The organism is Pseudomonas sp. St290 (assembly GCF_018325805.1).
Lineage (GTDB): Bacteria > Pseudomonadota > Gammaproteobacteria > Pseudomonadales > Pseudomonadaceae > Aquipseudomonas > Aquipseudomonas bijieensis.
Map to the genome: position 1 here is coordinate 6531169 of NZ_AP014703.1, position 17637 is coordinate 6548805.

General features: G+C 62.2%; 17 protein-coding genes and 2 pseudogenes. 7 read left to right on the forward strand and 12 right to left on the reverse strand.

Going from position 1 to position 17637, the window contains the following annotated elements; all coding sequences use genetic code 11:
- The first annotated feature begins 93 nt into the window (after positions 1-93).
- From PBDP_RS28770 to PBDP_RS28785, 4 genes are all read left to right on the forward strand, one after another.
- Complete coding sequence (locus PBDP_RS28770; RefSeq protein WP_109752955.1) at positions 94-1488, forward strand: COG3014 family protein; 1395 nt, start codon at positions 94-96, stop codon at positions 1486-1488.
- Positions 1489-1506: 18 nt separating this feature from the next.
- Entirely contained in the window at positions 1507-1878 is a 372-nt protein-coding gene (locus PBDP_RS28775; protein ID WP_109752617.1) for a YcfL family putative periplasmic lipoprotein, read from the forward strand.
- 141 nt (positions 1879-2019) lie between these two features.
- On the forward strand, positions 2020-2607 hold the full coding sequence (gene lpoB, locus PBDP_RS28780) for a penicillin-binding protein activator LpoB (protein ID WP_109752619.1): 588 nt from the start codon (positions 2020-2022) through the stop codon (positions 2605-2607).
- A 3-nt stretch (positions 2608-2610) separates the two neighbouring features.
- Positions 2611-3354, forward strand: coding sequence for a penicillin-binding protein activator LpoB (locus PBDP_RS28785; RefSeq protein WP_212801609.1), 744 nt, complete (start codon positions 2611-2613; stop codon positions 3352-3354).
- 59 nt (positions 3355-3413) lie between these two features.
- Here PBDP_RS28785 and rhtB read toward each other — a convergent pair whose 3' ends face one another.
- The 3 genes from rhtB to PBDP_RS28800 form a co-directional block, all read right to left on the reverse strand.
- Entirely contained in the window at positions 3414-4046 is a 633-nt protein-coding gene (gene rhtB, locus PBDP_RS28790) for a homoserine/homoserine lactone efflux protein (RefSeq protein ID WP_109752621.1), read from the reverse strand.
- Between the two features lie 103 nt (positions 4047-4149).
- A complete protein-coding gene (locus PBDP_RS28795) occupies positions 4150-4731 on the reverse strand; it encodes a mechanosensitive ion channel family protein (protein WP_109752622.1) in 582 nt (193 codons plus the stop codon).
- Complete coding sequence (locus tag PBDP_RS28800; protein ID WP_109752623.1) at positions 4731-6641, reverse strand: ATP-binding cassette domain-containing protein; 1911 nt, start codon at positions 6639-6641, stop codon at positions 4731-4733. The genes PBDP_RS28795 and PBDP_RS28800 overlap by 1 nt, the downstream gene beginning before the upstream one ends.
- A 50-nt stretch (positions 6642-6691) precedes the next feature.
- Between PBDP_RS28800 and PBDP_RS28805 the strand changes: the two genes are divergently transcribed.
- On the forward strand, positions 6692-7156 hold the full coding sequence (locus PBDP_RS28805) for a TIGR02444 family protein (RefSeq protein ID WP_109752624.1): 465 nt from the start codon (positions 6692-6694) through the stop codon (positions 7154-7156).
- Here PBDP_RS28805 and PBDP_RS28810 read toward each other — a convergent pair.
- A complete protein-coding gene (locus PBDP_RS28810; protein WP_212801610.1) occupies positions 7153-8340 on the reverse strand; it encodes an AlgP family protein in 1188 nt (395 codons plus the stop codon). The two genes, PBDP_RS28805 and PBDP_RS28810, sit on opposite strands and share 4 nt — an antisense overlap.
- A 191-nt stretch (positions 8341-8531) precedes the next feature.
- Here PBDP_RS28810 and PBDP_RS28815 point away from each other — a divergent pair, with 191 nt between their 5' ends.
- On the forward strand, positions 8532-9197 hold the full coding sequence (locus tag PBDP_RS28815; RefSeq protein ID WP_163856204.1) for an FKBP-type peptidyl-prolyl cis-trans isomerase: 666 nt from the start codon (positions 8532-8534) through the stop codon (positions 9195-9197).
- A gap of 61 nt (positions 9198-9258) precedes the next feature.
- Here the strand turns inward: PBDP_RS28815 and PBDP_RS28820 are convergent, their stop codons facing one another.
- The 8 genes and pseudogenes from PBDP_RS28820 to PBDP_RS30445 form a co-directional block, all read right to left on the reverse strand.
- Complete coding sequence (locus tag PBDP_RS28820; RefSeq protein ID WP_003206770.1) at positions 9259-9717, reverse strand: Rsd/AlgQ family anti-sigma factor; 459 nt, start codon at positions 9715-9717, stop codon at positions 9259-9261.
- 174 nt (positions 9718-9891) lie between these two features.
- Complete coding sequence (locus PBDP_RS28825; protein WP_212801611.1) at positions 9892-10434, reverse strand: disulfide bond formation protein B; 543 nt, start codon at positions 10432-10434, stop codon at positions 9892-9894.
- Positions 10435-10736: 302 nt separating this feature from the next.
- On the reverse strand, positions 10737-11990 hold the full coding sequence (locus PBDP_RS28830) for a heme biosynthesis protein HemY (RefSeq protein WP_109752631.1): 1254 nt from the start codon (positions 11988-11990) through the stop codon (positions 10737-10739).
- Positions 11987-13126: a uroporphyrinogen-III C-methyltransferase gene (locus PBDP_RS30080; RefSeq protein ID WP_249411873.1), complete on the reverse strand. Its 1140-nt coding sequence runs from the start codon at positions 13124-13126 to the stop codon at positions 11987-11989. Before PBDP_RS30080 ends, PBDP_RS28830 begins: the two co-directional genes overlap by 4 nt.
- A gap of 36 nt (positions 13127-13162) precedes the next feature.
- A pseudogene (locus PBDP_RS30085) lies at positions 13163-13909 on the reverse strand (uroporphyrinogen-III synthase); the annotation flags it as partial.
- Positions 13906-14847, reverse strand: coding sequence for a hydroxymethylbilane synthase (gene hemC, locus PBDP_RS28840; RefSeq protein ID WP_116833730.1), 942 nt, complete (start codon positions 14845-14847; stop codon positions 13906-13908). The pseudogene PBDP_RS30085 and the gene hemC, both read right to left, overlap by 4 nt.
- Before the next feature lie 137 nt (positions 14848-14984).
- Entirely contained in the window at positions 14985-15731 is a 747-nt protein-coding gene (locus PBDP_RS28845; RefSeq protein ID WP_109752637.1) for a LytR/AlgR family response regulator transcription factor, read from the reverse strand.
- Positions 15728-15877: pseudogene (locus PBDP_RS30445) on the reverse strand (sensor histidine kinase); the annotation flags it as partial. The gene PBDP_RS28845 and the pseudogene PBDP_RS30445, both read right to left, overlap by 4 nt.
- A gap of 315 nt (positions 15878-16192) precedes the next feature.
- Here PBDP_RS30445 and argH point away from each other — a divergent pair.
- Positions 16193-17587 (forward strand): argininosuccinate lyase, encoded by a 1395-nt coding sequence (gene argH, locus PBDP_RS28850; protein ID WP_109752639.1) that lies wholly within the window; start codon positions 16193-16195, stop codon positions 17585-17587.
- The last annotated feature ends 50 nt before the right edge of the window (positions 17588-17637 follow it).

Here is a 17637-nt window from a genome sequence, read left to right on the forward strand (position 1 = left end):
TTTATGAGGAACTGACAGCGTCCCGACGCTTGTCCGTGGGATCGCTCCAGCCCGACCCGCACACCCCGGCTGTTACTCAGGGAAGAAATGTTCATGGCATCCCGTGCCGTTTTTTCGGTCGCCCTCGGTGCGATCACCTTGTTGTCCGGCTGCTCGGCCTTTCGCAACTACGACAGCGAATTGGCCCAGACCAACCAGCAACTGGCGTCCGGCAACGTCGACGCGGCATTGACCCTGCTGGAAAAGAACAACAGCAGCCAGGACAAGGACCTGCTGTATTACTTCGAGAAGGGCGAGCTGCTGCGTGCCAAGGGCGACTTGTCCGGCAGCCAGGTGGCCTGGACCAGCGCCGATCAGCAGGTTGGCCAGTGGGAGGATGCGGTCAAACTCGACACGGCCAAGTACCTGGCCCAGTTCGGCAGCTTCCTGGTCAACGATAAAGTCCGCCGCTACGAAGGCTACGACTACGAAAAGGTCATGCTGACCACGCAGATGGCGCTGAACCTGTTGGCCGTGAATGACTTCGACGGCGCGCGGACCCAGATCAAGAAGACCCACGAACGCGAAGCGGTGATCGCCGACCTGCGGGACAAGGAATACCTCAAGCGCGAGGAAGACGCCGAGAAGCAAGGGGTCAAGACCGAATACAAGGACCTCAAGGGTTATCCGGTGGCCAGCCTCGACGCCCCGGAAGTGGTCAGCCTGAAAAACAGTTACCAGAGCGCGTTCAGCCATTACCTGGCCGGCTTCGTCTATGAAGCCCTCGGTGAAAAAGACCTGGCCGCGCCGGGTTATCGCAAGGCCGCCGAACTGCGCCCCAACACGCCGCTGCTGGAGCAAGCCCTGCTCAACCTCGACAAGCCTGCCGCCAAGAACGATGACAGCGACATCCTGATCGTGGTGCAGAGTGGCCTGGCACCGTCCCGGGATTCGATCCGCATTCCCCTGCCCTTGCCGATCAGCGGCAACCTGGTCATCACGCCTTTGTCGTTCCCTGTGATCAAGCCTGATACCTCCACTGCCCCCGTCGGCCAGATCGGTGTCGACGGTCGTCAGCTGGACCTGACCCAACTCAACAGCACCACCGCCATGTCCCGCCGCGCGCTGCGCGACGACATGCCGGGCATCATCCTGCGCACCACCGTGCGCGCCATCACCCGTGGCGTGGCGCAGAAGCAGATCAACGATACCAACCCACTGGCCGGCCTGGCCGTCGGCCTCACTTCGGCGGTACTCGAAGGCGCTGACACCCGGACCTGGCGCACCCTGCCCGACTACACCCAGGTGGTGCGCCTGCGCCTGAAGAAAGGCGAACACCAGGTCACCTTGCCAAGTTCGGTGGGCGGCTCGGTGGTCAAGGTCACCGTCGACCAGCGCTACCAGGTCATCAGCCTGCGAGCAGTGGGGAACCAGGTGTTCGCCGGTGGCCTGGCTGCCCAGGTAATGCCCAGCGCCAACCCGACCGCCATTGCCCTCAAGCAACCTTAAGAACGGAGTCTTGTTCACATGCGTTTAAAACTGATCGCCGTCGGCGCCCTGGTCTTGCTGGCCGGTTGCGCCACCCCGCCGCCACCGGAGCCGGGCAGCGCCGCCAGCAAGGTCGTGGCGATGGGCAAGACCAAGAACATCGTGGTTGGCGCCATGCGCGTAGCCCGGGAAAACGGCTACCTGACCGTCAATGTCCAGCTGAGCAACACCAGCTACAACAACAAGACGATGTACTACCGCTTTGCCTGGCTGGGGCCGGAAGGCTTCCCGATCGCCGAGGAAGAAACCTGGAAAAGCCTGACGCTGTACGGCGAACAGACCAGCTTCCTGCCGGCCATCGCACCGACGCCCAAGGCGGTGGATTTCCGTTTGGAAATCAATACCCCATAAGACAGATGCACATTCCTGTGGCGAGGGGATTCATCCCCGCTGGGCTGCGTAGCAGCCCCAATTTTCAGCGAGCGCTGCGCACTCGAACGGGGATAAATCCCCTCGCCACAGACCTTTTATCCAGTTTTCGAGAGACCCCACATGTTCGTACGCATTTCGTCCATCGCCCTCGCCGTCCTGCTGGTCAGCGGCTGCGCCAACAACTCGCCGGTCCTGGGCAACAAGAACATCAGCTACGGCGATACCAAGGCCGTGGAAACCGTGACCAACGAGTTCGGCTCCACCGACCTGCAAATGATCGCCGAATCCATGACCCGCTCCCTGGCCCAGTCCGGCATCCTGCAGGGGCGTCCGGTGGTCCAGGTCTATGACGTGAAGAACAAGACCAGCGAATACATCGACACCCGCGAAATCACCACCAGCATCAAGACCCAGCTGATGAAAACCGGCGCTGCCCGTTTCGCCAGCGACAACACCGCCATGGACAGCCAGGTCGACCAGCTCAAACTGCAGAACCAGAGCGGCTTGTACAAGAAAAGCACCGTGGCCAAGACCGGCAACATGATCGCCGCCAAGTACCGTCTCGAGGGTTCTATCAGCTCGATCGTCAAGCGCAGCAGCGACTACAAGGACGTCTTCTACAAATTCAGCCTGCAATTGATCGACGTCGAGAGCGGTCTGGCCGAGTGGATGGACGAAAAAGAAATCCGCAAGACCACGGAGCGCTAAGCCATGCGCACATGGATAGGCATCATGGCCCTGGCCTGCGCATTTGGCGCGCAGGCGGCCCCCAAAGTCGCGGTGACCGACCTTGCGTACCAGGAGCGAGTGGAGGAATACATCCACACCGTTTCAGCGCAGAGCAACTTCCAGGCGAACCCTTACAGCGCCAGCGCTTCCTCGAGCTACGACGAGATGGAAGCCACCAGCAGCTACATCGAGCAGGGCGAGCTGCGCAAGTTCACTGGCGACATCAAGGGCGAGATCCTGCGCAGCGGGATGTTCCAGCTGACCCAGGGCACGCCCCACACGGCGGCGTCCAACGGCGACGTCTATGACGTGATCAAGCGCATCAAGGCCGGGAACTTCAAGGGTGCCGACTACGTGCTGTTCGGCACGGTGTCGGACATCGACTTCACCCGCGACATCAACGAACTGGCCAATACCGACAGCTACTCGGCCGTACTTGCGCTGACCCTGGTGGCGGACTTCAGCCTGATCAACACCAAGACCTACGAAATCACCTCGGCCTTCACGGCCATGGGCGAAGGCCAGGACACCAAACTGTTGAACCACCGGGACGTGCACATCAGCCTCAACCGGCCACGGGTGGTGCGCGATGTGTCCAAGGCCTTGGGTGAAGACGTGGCACGGCAGTTGAGCGAACAGTTGGGTGGGCCGAGCTACGAACAACCCCGCGAGCCTGCACAACGCCACAACCTGCCACGCGATAGCGCGCCGGTGATTTTGCGCTGAAGGATTCAGCGGATTTGTGGTGAGGGGATTTATCCCCTCGCCACAGGTTTCGTTCGGTGTTAAACCGCAGCCCTGCGAATCGTCGCCAAAAAACCCGCCGCACCGATGAACAGGCCAGCGAAGACGCGGTTCATCCGCCGTTGCTGCTTGGGTGTGCGCAACAGACGCAGGACTTTGGACGCCAGCCCGGTGTATCCGGCCATGACGATGAGGTCGACGCAAATCATGGTCACGCCCAGGATCAGGTATTGCTTGAGCAAGGGGGCATGGGGATCGATGAACTGCGGCAGCACCGCCAGCATGAACACCAGGGCCTTGGGGTTGCTGATGTTGACCAGGAAGCCTCGAAACACCAGCGCCAGAGGATTGCCGATCGGCCGCACAACGGCCTCATCGCTGATATCGCCGGGGATGGCGCGCCACTGCTTGATACCCAGGTAAACCAGATAGGCCACGCCGAACCACTTGATCGCATAGAACGCGGTGGCCGACGCAGTGAGGATCGCGCCAACACCGGCGGCGACGATCACGATTTGCAATGCCAGGCCCAGTTGCAGGCCCAGGGCATTCCAGTAGCCACGCCAAAAACCGTAGCGCAAGCCACTGGACATCGATGCAATGGCACCGGCGCCCGGGGAAAGACTGATCACCCAGCATGCGGCGAAAAACGCCAGCCATGTTTCCAGCACCATCGCACACCTCGGCTCAGACTCGTCGAAAACGACTAAGCTAATGCGCCGCCGCGCGCTTGACTACCGCTTTTTTGCAAGGACAACCCATCGGGCCAAGGCCGAATTACTCGACGAAGCCGCCGACCGGAAACGCCTCGCTGCCACGCCAGCGGCGCACCGAGCGCTGGAAGAACAAGCTGTTGGGTACTTGCACCATGGCGCTGCCGGTGCCGAGCTCCTCGGCTTCGATCAGCGTGGTGTAGAGCAGGTTGATCGCCACCACGCGTCCCTTGATGCCGGGTTTGTCGGTGGTGTCCACCAGCTCGACCACATCGCCCAGGCGAAACGGTCCGACGGTGTAGATCAACACGGCGCAGAACAGGTTCGACAACACGCTCCAGATGGCGAAGAACGCCACCGCTGCCACCGCGACAAAACCCGACAATGCAGTCCACAGTACCGTCGCCGAGACGCCCAGGCGTTCGAGCACCACCAGCACTGCGCTACCCATGATCAACCAGCGCAGCACACCTCGCAGGATGATCACCAACTGCGGCGGAAATGGGTAACGCTCACCCAGGCCTGTAAGGGCCCGCGCCACGACACGCTGCGCGACATAACCGGCCAGCAGAATCAGCAGGATTTGCACACCGAGCCAGATCGGCTCGATCCACATGACAGGTACAGGCAACGCCAACGCTTCCATCAGGACAACGCCTCCAGCTCCGCTTGCAGGTTTTCCAGCAGTTCCAGCGCTTGCATCCACGCCTCCTCGAGCTCCGCTTCCCGAACCTTCAGCTTGGCTTGCTCCGCCAGCAGGTCACGCAATTCATCCTTGCGAGCCGCCTCGTAAAGACCGCTATCGCCGAGGCTGGTTTCGATCTTTTGCAGTTTTTCATGCAGCTTGCCCAACTCGGTTTCGAGCTTGTCGGCCTCGCGCTTGTGCGGCGCCAGTTGCTGGCGCAATGCGGCGGCGGCCTGGCGCTGGGCTTTCTTGTCGGTCTTGTCCGGGTTGACCGGTGTGCTGCTGACCGGCGCGTTGCGCTGGCGGTACTCCACCAGCCAACGGGCGTAGTCCTCCAGATCGCCGTCGAACTCCTCGACCTTGCCGTCGGCCACCAGGAAGAAATTATCCGTGGTGCTCTTGAGCAAATGCCGATCGTGGGACACCACCAGCACCGCACCACTGAACTCCTGCAAGGCCATGGTCAGGGCCAGGCGCATCTCCAGGTCCAGGTGGTTGGTCGGTTCGTCGAGCAGCAACAGGTTCGGCCGCCCCCAGGCGATCAACGCCAGCGCCAGGCGCGCCTTTTCGCCGCCAGAGAAATTCAGCACCGGCTCGTCGATACGTGCGCCGCGGAAGTCGAAACCGCCGAGGAAGTCACGCAGGGTCTGCTCACGCTCGGTGGGCGCCAGGCGTTGTAAGTGCAGCAGTGGGCTGGCCTTGGAATCCAGGGAGTCAAGCTGATGCTGGGCGAAGTAGCCGACCACAGTGTTCTCGCCACGGGTCAGGCGCCCGGCCAGCGGCTCGAGTTCGCCGGAAAGGTTTTTGATCAGGGTCGACTTACCGGCACCGTTGGGGCCCAGCAGACCGATCCGCGCACCCGGGGTCAGTTGCAGCTTGACCTTCTCCAGCACGGTCTTGTCGCCATAGCCCAGGCGCGCGTCGGACAGGTCGATCAACGGGCTGGAGATCTTGGTCGATTCGCGAAAGACAAAATCGAACGGCGAATCGACATGGGCCGCAGACAGCTCTTCCATCCGCTCCAGCGCCTTGATCCGGCTCTGGGCCTGGCGGGCCTTGGTGGCCTGGGCCTTGAAGCGGGCGATGTAGCTTTCCATGTGCGCACGCTGTGCCTGTTGCTTCTCGTAGGCCTGCTGTTGCTGGGCCAGGCGTTCGGCACGAGCGCGCTCGAAGGCGCTGTAGCCACCGCGGTACAAGGTCAGCTTGCGCTGATCGACATGGGCGACGTGATCGACCACGGCGTCGAGGAAGTCACGGTCGTGGGAAATCAGCAGCAGCGTGCCCGGGTAGCTCTTGAGCCAGTCTTCGAGCCAGATGATGGCGTCGAGGTCCAAGTGGTTGGTCGGCTCATCGAGCAACAGCAGATCCGAAGGGCACATCAAGGCCTGCGCCAGGTTCAGGCGCATCCGCCAGCCACCGGAGAAGTCTCCGACCTGGCGATCCATCTGCTCATTGGTAAAGCCCAGGCCGGCGAGCAATTTGCGCGCGCGGGCATCGGCGGTGTAGCCGTCGGCACTGTCGAGTTCCGCGTGCAGGCGGGCCTGTGCGGCACCGTCGTGGGCCGTTTCGGCGGCAGCCAGGTCACGTTGCACCTGGCGCAGGCGCAAGTCGCCATCGAGCACGTAGTCCACTGCCAGGCGCTCGAGGGTGTCGACCTCCTGGCGCATGTGGGCGATACGCCAATCGGCCGGCAGCAGGCAATCTCCCGAGTCTGGGTGCAACTCGCCGCGCAGCAAGGCGAACAGGCTCGATTTGCCGGCGCCGTTGGCGCCGATGAGGCCGGCTTTGTGGCCGGCGTGCAGGGTCAGCTCGGCGTCTTCTAGCAGACGTTGCGGGCCACGCTGTAAAGTCAGGTTCTGAAGTCGGATCATAATGGCGGCGGAGTCTACCAGCTTCGCTCGCAACTGGCGCGAGTAGCACGATGTCCCCTGACCTGTGGAGTTTTTCCCTCGACCTCTATGCCAAGCCTGGCGTAGAGCCTGCCTGCCTGGCGTCGCAGGACGCCGGCGCCAACGTCTGCCTGCTGCTTTGCGGCCTGTGGCTGGCGCAGCGCGGCGTGGCCTGCAATGAGCAAAGGCTGCGCCAGCTTCGACAATTGGCCGAACCGTGGGATGCCGAGGTGGTGCGGCCCCTGCGCACGCTTCGCAGCCAATGGAAAACCGGCGCCCTCCAGGACACGGCACTCAATGACCTGCGCGAACAGGTCAAGCAACTGGAGTTGGCAGCCGAACGGCAATTGCTGGAACGATTGGAAGCGCTGGCCAAGGATTGGCCTGGAGCACAACAGAACGATTCAGCGCAATGGCTGCAAGGGCTGGCGGCGAATGCCGGACCAGCGAGCCGCGACGCGCTGCATCAGCTGCGCGTCGCGGTGTCCGGCACTTAGGAAGCGCTGGTTGGGGTGCTGCTGGTGCTCGGCGCAACGGCGGCGGATGGGCTGGGCGCCGCGGCCGGAGTGCTGGCGGTTGGAGCAGGTGCCGCAGTCGGAGCCGGCGTCGCTGGCTTGGCTGCTGGTGCAGTCGAGGGTTTTGCAGCGGCTGGTTTTTTCACGGCAGGTTTCGCCGCTGGTTTGGCCGCTGGTTTGGCGGCAGGTTTGGCAGCGGTCGGCTTCGCGGCAGCTGGTTTGGCAGGCGCTTTAGCAGCAGCCGGTTTGGCAGCGGGTTTGGCCGCCACTTTGGCGGGGGCTTTGGCAGCGACTGGCTTGGCGGCCGTTTTCGCAGCAGGCTTGGCAGCAGCCGTTTTGGTTGCCGCAGGCTTGGCAGCTGGCTTGGCGGCGGCAGGTTTGGCAGTGGATTTCACAGCCGCTTTTGCAGCGGGTTTAGCGGCAGCGGTTTTCGTCGCGGCAGGTTTGGCGGCGGCGGTTTTAGCGACAGGTTTGGCTACAGCTTTTGCCGCAGGTTTAGCAGCAGGTTTAGCAGCAGCTTTTACAGCGGGCTTGGCGGCAGCAGGTTTAGCGGCCGCGGTTTTTGCGGCAGGCTTGGCAGCCGCCTTGACGACTGGTTTTTTGGCCGCAGGTTTTGCAGCACTGGCAGCGACGGGTTTGGCGGCAGGCTTGCTGGCAGCTTTGGCCGGTGCCTTGGCGGCAGGCTTGGCAGCGACTTTGGCCGGTGCTTTTGCCGCAACGGGTTTAGCCACCGGCTTCTTGGCCGATACAGCGGCAGGCTTGGCAGCACGAAGTGTCAGCGCCTTGCCTGCGGCTTCTTGCACACGACCGACACCCTGGGCCAGTTTCAGGCTTTCCTGGGCATCGCGTTTGAGTTGCAGAATGTAGGCACGGGTTTCGGACTGACGATCCTTCAAGGCATCAAGCAGGTCTTCGAGTTCTTTCACGACATCTTTGGCCTTGGCTTGCGCCTTGGCCTTGCCAGCGGTGGCTGCGTCTTGCAGTTTGGTGCGCGACTTGTGCAGTTTTTCCTGCGCTTTGCCGCGTTGTTTTTCCAGCTTGGCGAGCAGTTTCTCAGCATCAGCCAGAGCTTGGGAGCAGGCATTTTCCAAATGTTCGAGCAAGCTGCCCGAGAGTTGTTGGAGCAAGTGCAACGGAGTGTTTACAGGCTTCTTGGTGGCCGACATGGTTTACCTCCTGACTGACGTAAGTGCGGCTCATACTAGACCTCTGCTACAACCGCCGCTAGGGCATGTTGACACTACATAAGACGTTGCGTTGCAAGAGACGAAAAATCTTCTGCGTCAGCGTCCAGGCAATCCACCTTTATAGAGATCGGCACTGGCATAATTCCTCGATTCGAGGCCGGAGAGCACACATGTCGCGTCACCTGTTTTTATTCCTGTGCATGGTTTGCTCCACGGTCCAGGCCGTTGAAAAAACCAGCGCAAACGATGCTCACGATCTGGCTTATAGCCTGGGCGCCAGCCTCGGTGAACGCCTGCGCCAGGACGTGCCGGACCTGCAGATCAAAGCCTTGGTCGAGGGTTTGCAACAGGCCTACCTGGGCAAGCCGCTGGCCCTGGAAGATGAACGCATCGAACAGATCCTGGCCGAGCACCAGGCGCAATTGAATGCACCATCGACCACGCCGCAGATTGAAGCCGCGCTGAAAACGGAGCAGAAATTTCTCAACGAAGAAAAGAGCCGACCCGGTGTCCAGCAACTCGCCGACGGCATTCTGTTGACCGAAATCAAGCCAGGCCACGGCGCGAAGGCCGGCCCTCACGGCAAAGTCCAGGTGCTTTACACCGGTCGATTGCCGGACGGCACCGTATTCGACTCCAACCGCCAGGCGCAGTGGTTCAACCTCGACAGCGTGATTGACGGCTGGCGCACTGCACTGCCGCAAATGCCGGTAGGTGCGAAATGGCGCTTGGTGATCCCTTCGTCCTTGGCCTATGGCGCCGAAGGGGCAGGAGATGTGATCCCGCCGTTCACGCCACTGGTGTTTGAAATCGAGTTGCTGGGCGCGACCATCTGACCCTGGCCCAACGAAAAACGGCGCGCAATGCGCACCGTTTTTTCATGACCGCGAAACCCTCTCAGGCCTGGACCGCAGCTTCTTCCTTGTGGGCGTTGTGCAGCACTTCGATCAGGCAGTCTTCCAACTCGAAACGTTCGTGCAGCAAGCCGCCCAGCTCCTTGAATTTTTCCGCGACGCACTTGCCTTCATCGCACAGGTCGTTGAACGCCAGCAGCTTTTCGGTGATGACATCGATGCGCGGGTAGATCTGCTCGGCGAGCTCCAGGCCACGCTTGTCGTTGAAAGCCTTGGCCTCGCCCGTCAGTTGTTCGTAGATCTCGAAATGACCGGCAGACACATAGTCGACCAGCACACCGCAGAACTCCTGCAAGGGTTTGCGGCTTTCGCTCAGCGCTTCAGGCTTATCGCCGAGGGCATCATAGGCCCGAACCAATTCGTGGCGCTCCTGCAACCAGCGATCGATCAGCAGATGCACTCCACCCCAGCGTTCCTGCGCATTCTGACAACTTTCGAGCATGGTGATTTCTTCCCTTGTGAGTCATGCCACTCGCAGCCTGTGCACGCCTGATGATCAGGGACAAGCCAGACACAACATGATCGAGCGGCACAATTCCAATAACACGTGCGGGCCAGATTATGCCCGCACGACAATGGCTTCAAGGTACGCAGGAGATAAAGTTCATACAAGTGTTTAATCCAGGGCCCGGACCAACTGCGACGTATCGTCGCGAAGCGGTCGTACCAGAGCACTCCAGACAAGGCGCAGCAGCAGATAGGTCATCGCGCTGGATACCGCGAGGAAAAACAACAGGCTCCATTCGGGGATGCTCAGGTCAAACAGCGTCCAGGTGATATTGGCGCAATCGACAGCGCCATCAAGGACGCGGTGCAACGCGCACCACCAGGAATCCGTCGGCTTGAGCTGGGCAATACAGTCGGGCAACGGTTCGAACGAACGGCTCTGTATCAGAACCTGGCGCCATGCCAGGGTCATCCCCCCCGCCACAAAAACCAACCCCGCCGCCCCATACAGGAGACTGCCTCGTTGCCCTGGACCGTGTACGCATGCCACGAGGTTGTTCGCCAGGAACAGCATCAGGCACAACCGCTGCAAGACACACAGGCTGCAAGGCATCAGGCCGACCGAATACTCCAGATAAGTGGCGATGCCCAAAGCCAGGGCCGCGGCGATGGAAGCCATGAGAAACAAGAAGCGTGAGCTGGCCAAAGACATGGCGGTTCCGTAACAGAAGAGACAAGTAGTTACGGTAGAGGAAAGCCCTCGGGCCTTTCAAGGCAGGCCCGCGCAGACACTTCACCAGGGATGTAGGGAATTCCCGACAGGTCGAAGAGGATTCAGCGCACCCAGCTGTAGGACTTTGCTGAAGGCATGGCCAAAGCCCCAGAAACAAACAGATATCACCTATGGGAGCAAGGCTTGCCCGCGATGAAGACGACACAGTCTTTCAGAAACCGAGGCACCGGTTTCGCGAGCAGGCTTTGCTTCCAACCATGGGGGCACCGCAATGTCTCATCTCAAGTGGACATGACCTTAGCCGGGATCGGAACCGGCAACGGTGCGGCCAACAGACGCTCATCCAACAGCCCCAGCCCCTCCTGGAACAACTGATTGCTGCGCTCGGCGTCCCCCAGTTGCGCCAGTAACCGCGCCAGTTCGGCACAGGCTTCGGGATTACGTTGGACGCGCAAACTGTTTTCCAGGTAATCCCGCGCCTTGCCCCACAAGCTGTTTTGCAGGCATAGACGCCCCAGGGTCAGCAGCAGGCTTGGATCGGCCGGATGGTCCTTGAGCCAACCTTCGGCCGCTTGCAACTGGCGGCTCGGATCACTGCCACGAACCAACCCGTACAGGCGCGCCAGATGGCTGTCATAGTGACGCTTGAGCGCACCTCGCAGCACCTCTTCGGCCTCGACCTGCGCGCCCAACTGGCGCAGTTGCTCGGCATAGGCCAGCACCAGCGCCGGCTCCTGGCGCTGGGCCGAGGTCAGTTGTTGCCAGGCGCGATTGAGCGACTGCAAACCGACGCTGCCGTCCTCCTCGCGGTGGGCTGCCAGGGTGAGGTTTTCGCCCCAGGCGCGACGTTCCAGTTCAGCCAATTCAGCCGGCGGCAGGACCTTGTCCTTGCGCAACTCCGGTAACAGCCGGATCACCGCCGACCAATCGCCGCGCTGCTGATGCAGGCGTTGCAGTTGGCGCAGGGCCTGGACGTTATGGGGATGGCGCTCGTGCATGGCCTGCAGTGTGCTCAAGGCGCCGTCCGTGTCACCGCGATCGGTCTGCAGTTGCGCGTGCGTCAGGGCAATGGCCAGTTCCGCCTGGGGCTGACGCTCCAGGGCGCGCTCCAGCAAACTGTCGCTCTGTTCGTAAAGACCTTGTTCGTTGGCCGCGCGGGCGGCACCGAGGTAATACAGCAGCGGCTGGCGCTCGGCTTCGGCGGCGCGATGCAGGTGTCGCTGAGCACTGGCCCAGCGACCTTCGGCCAGATCCAACTGACCGTGCTCGATCGCCACTTGCACCCGCCGGCTGCGGTTGCGCCGCGACCACGGGTTGACCACGCCACTGGACGTGGTCACCAGGCCGATCAACGCCCTCAGGCCTCGCCACACCAGCCAGAGCACTGCCACCAAGGCCAGGGTGACCCACAGGCCCGCTTCATAACGGAAGTTCTTGTACGCCACCAGCACGTAACCCGAATGCTCGGCAATCGCCACGCCCAGCAAAGCAGCGGCAGCGATGACCACGAACAGAATCACGTAGAGACGCTTCATGGCGTGGCCTCCTGCGCGCCAGGCGCGGGCAGCGGCTTGACCGATTCCTGGGCATTGAGGTTGCGACGCTCGAGGTAAGCCTGGACGCTGCTCAGCGTGCCTGTCAGGTCCGGGGTGACCACCGTCACCGGTTGCTTGGACAGTTCACCTACGCGTTCAAGCATGATTTTGCTTTGCGGGTTGTCCTGGTTGAAGTTGTTCTTCAACACGTCCCGTGCCTCGGTCAGCGCCTGGGTGTATACCGGCGCCTGACCATTGAGGGCGGCCCATTGCGCCTGCTCCAGCGCCAGGCTCAAGGCCAGGCGCACTTGCACAAGGCTTTGCCCGGCCAGCAGCGGACGAACATTCTCATCCGCGTTGAAGTCGATACGGATATAGCGCGAGATCTGGTCCCACCACTGCGCCCAACGACTGGCGCCATCGCCATCGGCGGTCAGGCCCAGCAGGGATTCACCACGGTCCTTGTACTCGGGGGCCAGTTCGGTCAGTTGCAGCACCTGGTCGCGCAGCGCACCCAGTTGCAGGAACAGGCCGGTGCGATCCGGTTGTTCGGTACTGCGCAACGCGGCGAGGGTCTTGGCCAGTTGCTCGCGGGCGGCGAACGAACCGGGGTCGTTCTGCTCGCGCAGGATTTCGTCAGCACCCTGGACCAGCGCCTGGGCACTGTTGATGTCTTGCAGGGCCGAAAGACGCAGGCTGGCCAGGCGCAACAGGTGCTCGGCCTCGGCCAGGCGCCAATCCTTGCGGCTGGCACCGAGCACGGTTTCCAGGCGCTGGTTCAGGCGCTGCTGGTCACCTTGCAACTGGGCCACCAGGCGCCGCCGCTCCTCCAGCTCTTCGGCCGGGGGCAATTGCGCCAGACGCTCGCTCAAGCGTTGCTCGTTGAGCTTGAGGGTCTGGGCCTGATCGTTCAGCGCCTGGACCTGGGCGGACTGCTGCTGGTTATTGGTTTGCAGGTGACGCACCTGCCACACGCCCCAACCGCCTACGGCTACGCCGGCGGCCCCGAGCAGCAAGGCAACAATGGCCAGCCCGTTGCCGCGCCGCGGCGCCATCGGGGGCGGGGGCGGGGTTTCAACCGGCGCATCGATCGCTGGCTGGTCTAGATCTTCTTTTGGCAAGGCTGTTTCGCTCACGTATCCATCCTTTGCATTAGAAAACGGCACGGAGTGTTCCCGTAGCGCCGCCAGCAAAGCCGCGGCATTGGCGCCACGGCAATCCACAACTGTTCGGGCCCCGGCGGCACGCGCCATCTCGGCAACCCTTGGGCTTGGAACAAACAACGGTAACCGCGCCAGGGCCGGCCACGCATCGCCGGCCAGCCGCTGCAGATGCTCGAAGCCCTGCCCACTGCTGACCACCAGTGCGTTCAAGCGTTCCGCTTCAACTTTCGCCGGCAACGCCCCTTCGCCGTAATTGGGCAAGTGGCGGCGGTACAACTCCAGATAATCGACACTAGCACCTTGCTCGCGCAAACGCTCTGCCAGCAAGCCACGCCCGCCTTCGCCCCGCACAATCAAAACCTTGGGTTCAGGCCGCGCAATAGCCTGGCGCAAGACCAAGTGCTCCAGCAAGGCTTCGCTGTCGTCGCCGTTATCGGGATAAAAAACCGTGAGGCCGGCCTCGATGAGGATCTGTCCGGTGGCGGCGCCCACACTGAACCATGGTTGGTCTGGAGGCTGGGGCCAGTACTGGCGCAGCAGCTCGACGCACAGGCGTGCGGCAGGTTTGCTGACCACGATCACGGCACAGTATTGGTCCAGCGCCTGGAGTATCGCTCGCCCGGCCTCGGACAGCGGGACCGGCTCGATATCCAGCAAGGGCAGGCTGCTGCTGTAGACTCCCGCTTCGGCCAGGACAGCCGCCAGCGCCGACGACTCGTCCGCCGGCCGGGTGAGCAGCAGCCGCCAGCCCGTCACGTGTGGCCGGCCTCGCCGTAGACCGCCTTGAGGATGTCGCCTGCGCCCTGGCCCAGCAGGTCTTGCGCCACCCGCACGCCCAACGCCTCGGCATCGTGGCGCGGCGCCCGGGCTTCGGCGCTGAGCAGCCGGCCACCGTTGGGATCTCCTACCAGGCCGCGCAACCAGACTTGTTCGCCTTCCAGCACGGCGTAACAGGCGATCGGCACCTGGCAACCGCCATTGAGATGTTTGTTGAGGGCACGCTCGGCGAACACTCGCGTGGCGGTGTCTGCATGGTGCAGCGGTGCCAGCAGGGCGTGGATTTCGCTGTCGGCGCTGCGGCACTCGATGCCCACCGCCCCTTGTCCACCGGCCGGCAGACTGTCATCGACGCTGATGGCCGAGGTGATGCGATCTTCAAAGCCCAGGCGAATCAGGCCGGCGGCGGCGAGGATGATCGCGTCGTACTCACCGGCATCGAGCTTGGCCAGGCGCGTGTTGACGTTACCGCGCAGGAAACGGATTTGCAGGTCCGGACGGCGAGTCAGCAACTGTGCCTGGCGACGCAGGCTGGAAGTGCCGACCACACTTCCGGCAGGCAACGCTTCAAGGCTGGGAAACGTGTTGGAGACGAACGCATCGCGGGGGTCTTCCCGTTCGCAGATGCAAAAAAGGCCCAGGCCTTCGGGGAAGTCCATGGGCACGTCCTTCATCGAGTGCACGGCGATGTCGGCTTCGTTGTCCAGCAACGCGGTTTCCAGCTCTTTGACGAACAGGCCCTTGCCACCGATCTTCGACAGCGGCGAGTCCAGCAGCTTGTCACCGCGACTGACCATGGGCACCAGGGTCACGATCAGGCCGGGATGGGCCGTTTCCAGGCGGGCTTTGACGTATTCGGCCTGCCACAGGGCCAAGGCGCTTTTACGGGTGGCGATGCGGATCTCGCGAGGGGACATGGATCAATCCGTACTTAAAAGATACGGCAGATAATAACAGCTCAGTCAAAACCGCTTTGATTTGAATCACGACCCCAAGGCCTCCCTGGCCGCCAAATCCTGGAAATGAAACGCGTTGAACGCCTTGGACCGCCGCGCTAAAGCTGCTGCATCATCTTGCGAACCCCGGCCACGTGCCGCCGGCTGACAATCAGCGCATCGCCATTGAGGCCCTTGAGGAACAGCTGGAAGTGCCCAAGGGGGGTGCGTTGCAAACGCTCGATACGCTCGCGGGCCACGAGGGCGTTGCGGTGGATGCGTACGAAACGCTCGCCGAACTCGTCTTCGAGGGCCTTGAGTGGCTCATCCAGCAACACCTCGCCACTCTCATGGCGCAAGGTCACGTATTTATGGTCGGCAATGAAGTAGACGACCTGGTTCAACGGGATCAGCTCGATGCCTTTGCGGGTGCGCGCACTGATATGGCTGCGCGGGCCGCTGCCGCTTTCGGCGGCGGGACGGGTCAGCGCCGCCAGTTGCACGCGGTTGGGCCGCTCGGCCTTGCGCAAGGCCTCGAGCAACGCCTCGGACGCCACCGGCTTGACCAGGTACCCCACGGCACCGGCTTGCAGCACCTCGGGCGGAAAATCGTCCCGGGTGGTACAGAACACCACGGCGGGCGGCGACTCTCGTTCGCACAACTTCGCCGCGACCTGCAGGCCGTCCAGGCCAGGCATGCGAATGTCGAGCAGCACGATATCCGGCTTGTGGCTGTCAATAAGGGCCAATGCCTCTTCGCCATTGGTGGCGCTCGGCTCCAGGACACTGTAACCCTCGAGCTCGCCAACCATTCGGCTCAGGCGCTCGCGGGCCAGTGGTTCGTCATCAACGATCAGGACATTCATATTGCGCTGGATTCCTGCGTGAGTCTCGCACAAGGATAGCGTAGACAGGGGAAGTGACATCCGTCACCGCGATCCACGCTAAGACTCGCTCGAGGGCCAAAAAGTGCCGCGAGGCGGTTGCCTATCTTTACCAGCGCTTGACGACCGATGCCCGAGGCCCGTTGTCGCACGGCGTCGCCGTAGGGATTGTTAACTGTCGATCTGACCAATATGAGCCCCCCTTCTTAATCTATCGCCCGCTGCGCCATGGATGGAAAAGCAAAAGTCCTACAGTCCACTGTAGACGGTTGCCACGACGATATTGCTCAATCGAAAAATATCGTTGTGCCAAACCCCTGTTGGATCCCAGGGTTCTATCGAAAAACCTGCCGACCAGTGCCAGCGCCAGTCCCGGCAACCCTGCTATCATCCGCCGCAGCCTTTAACCGCTAATTTCTCCACAGCCGATCACGAGCGAATTCATGAGCACTGACAAGACCAATCAGTCCTGGGGCGGCCGCTTCAGTGAACCCGTCGACGCCTTCGTCGCCCGCTTCACCGCCTCCGTCAACTTTGACCAGCGCCTGTATCGCCACGACATCATGGGTTCGATCGCCCACGCCACCATGCTGGCCAAGGTCGGCGTGCTGACCGATGCCGAGCGCGACAGCATCATCGACGGCCTGAAGACCATCCAGGCGGAAATCGAGGCCGGCCAGTTCGACTGGCGTGTCGACCTTGAAGACGTGCACATGAACATCGAAGCGCGCCTGACCGACCGCATCGGCGTGACGGGCAAGAAACTGCACACCGGCCGCAGCCGCAACGACCAGGTCGCCACCGACATCCGCCTGTGGCTGCGCGACGAGATCGACCTGATCCTGGCCGAAATCACCCGCCTGCAAAAAGGCCTGCTGGAGCAAGCCGAGCGCGAGGCCGAGAGCATCATGCCGGGCTTCACGCACCTGCAGACCGCCCAACCTGTAACATTTGGGCATCACATGCTGGCCTGGTTCGAAATGCTCAGCCGCGACTACGAGCGCCTGGTGGACTGCCGCAAGCGCACCAACCGCATGCCCCTGGGCAGCGCCGCGCTGGCCGGCACCACGTACCCGATCGATCGTGAATACACCGCGCAGTTGCTGGGCTTCGACGCCGTCGGCGGCAACTCGCTGGATAACGTCTCGGACCGCGATTTCGCCATCGAATTCTGTGCCGCCGCGAGCATCGCGATGATGCACCTGTCGCGCTTCTCCGAAGAGCTGGTGCTGTGGACCAGTGCGCAATTCCAGTTCATTGACCTGCCCGACCGCTTCTGCACCGGCAGCTCGATCATGCCGCAAAAGAAAAACCCCGACGTGCCAGAGCTGGTGCGTGGCAAGAGTGGCCGGGTGTTCGGTGCTCTGATGGGCCTGCTGACCCTGATGAAAGGCCAGCCGCTGGCCTACAACAAGGACAACCAGGAAGACAAGGAACCGCTGTTCGACGCCGCCGACACCTTGCGCGACTCGCTGCGCGCCTTCGCCGACATGATCCCGGCCATCAAGCCCAAGCACGCAGTGATGCGCGAAGCGGCTCTGCGCGGCTTCTCCACCGCCACGGACCTGGCCGATTACCTGGTGCGCCGTGGCCTGCCGTTCCGCGACTGCCACGAAATCGTTGGTCATGCCGTGAAGTACGGCGTGGACAGTGGCAAAGACCTGGCGGAAATGAGCCTGGACGAGCTGCGCAAGTTCAGTGACCAGATCGAACAGGACGTGTTTGCCGTGCTGACCCTCGAAGGCTCGGTCAATGCCCGTGACCACATCGGTGGCACCGCGCCGGCGCAGGTCAAGGCAGCGGTGGTACGCGGCCAGGCGTTGCTCGCCAGCCGCTAAAAGCCAAAAGCATCGCGAGCAGGCTCGCTCCCACAGAGGAACTTCAGTGA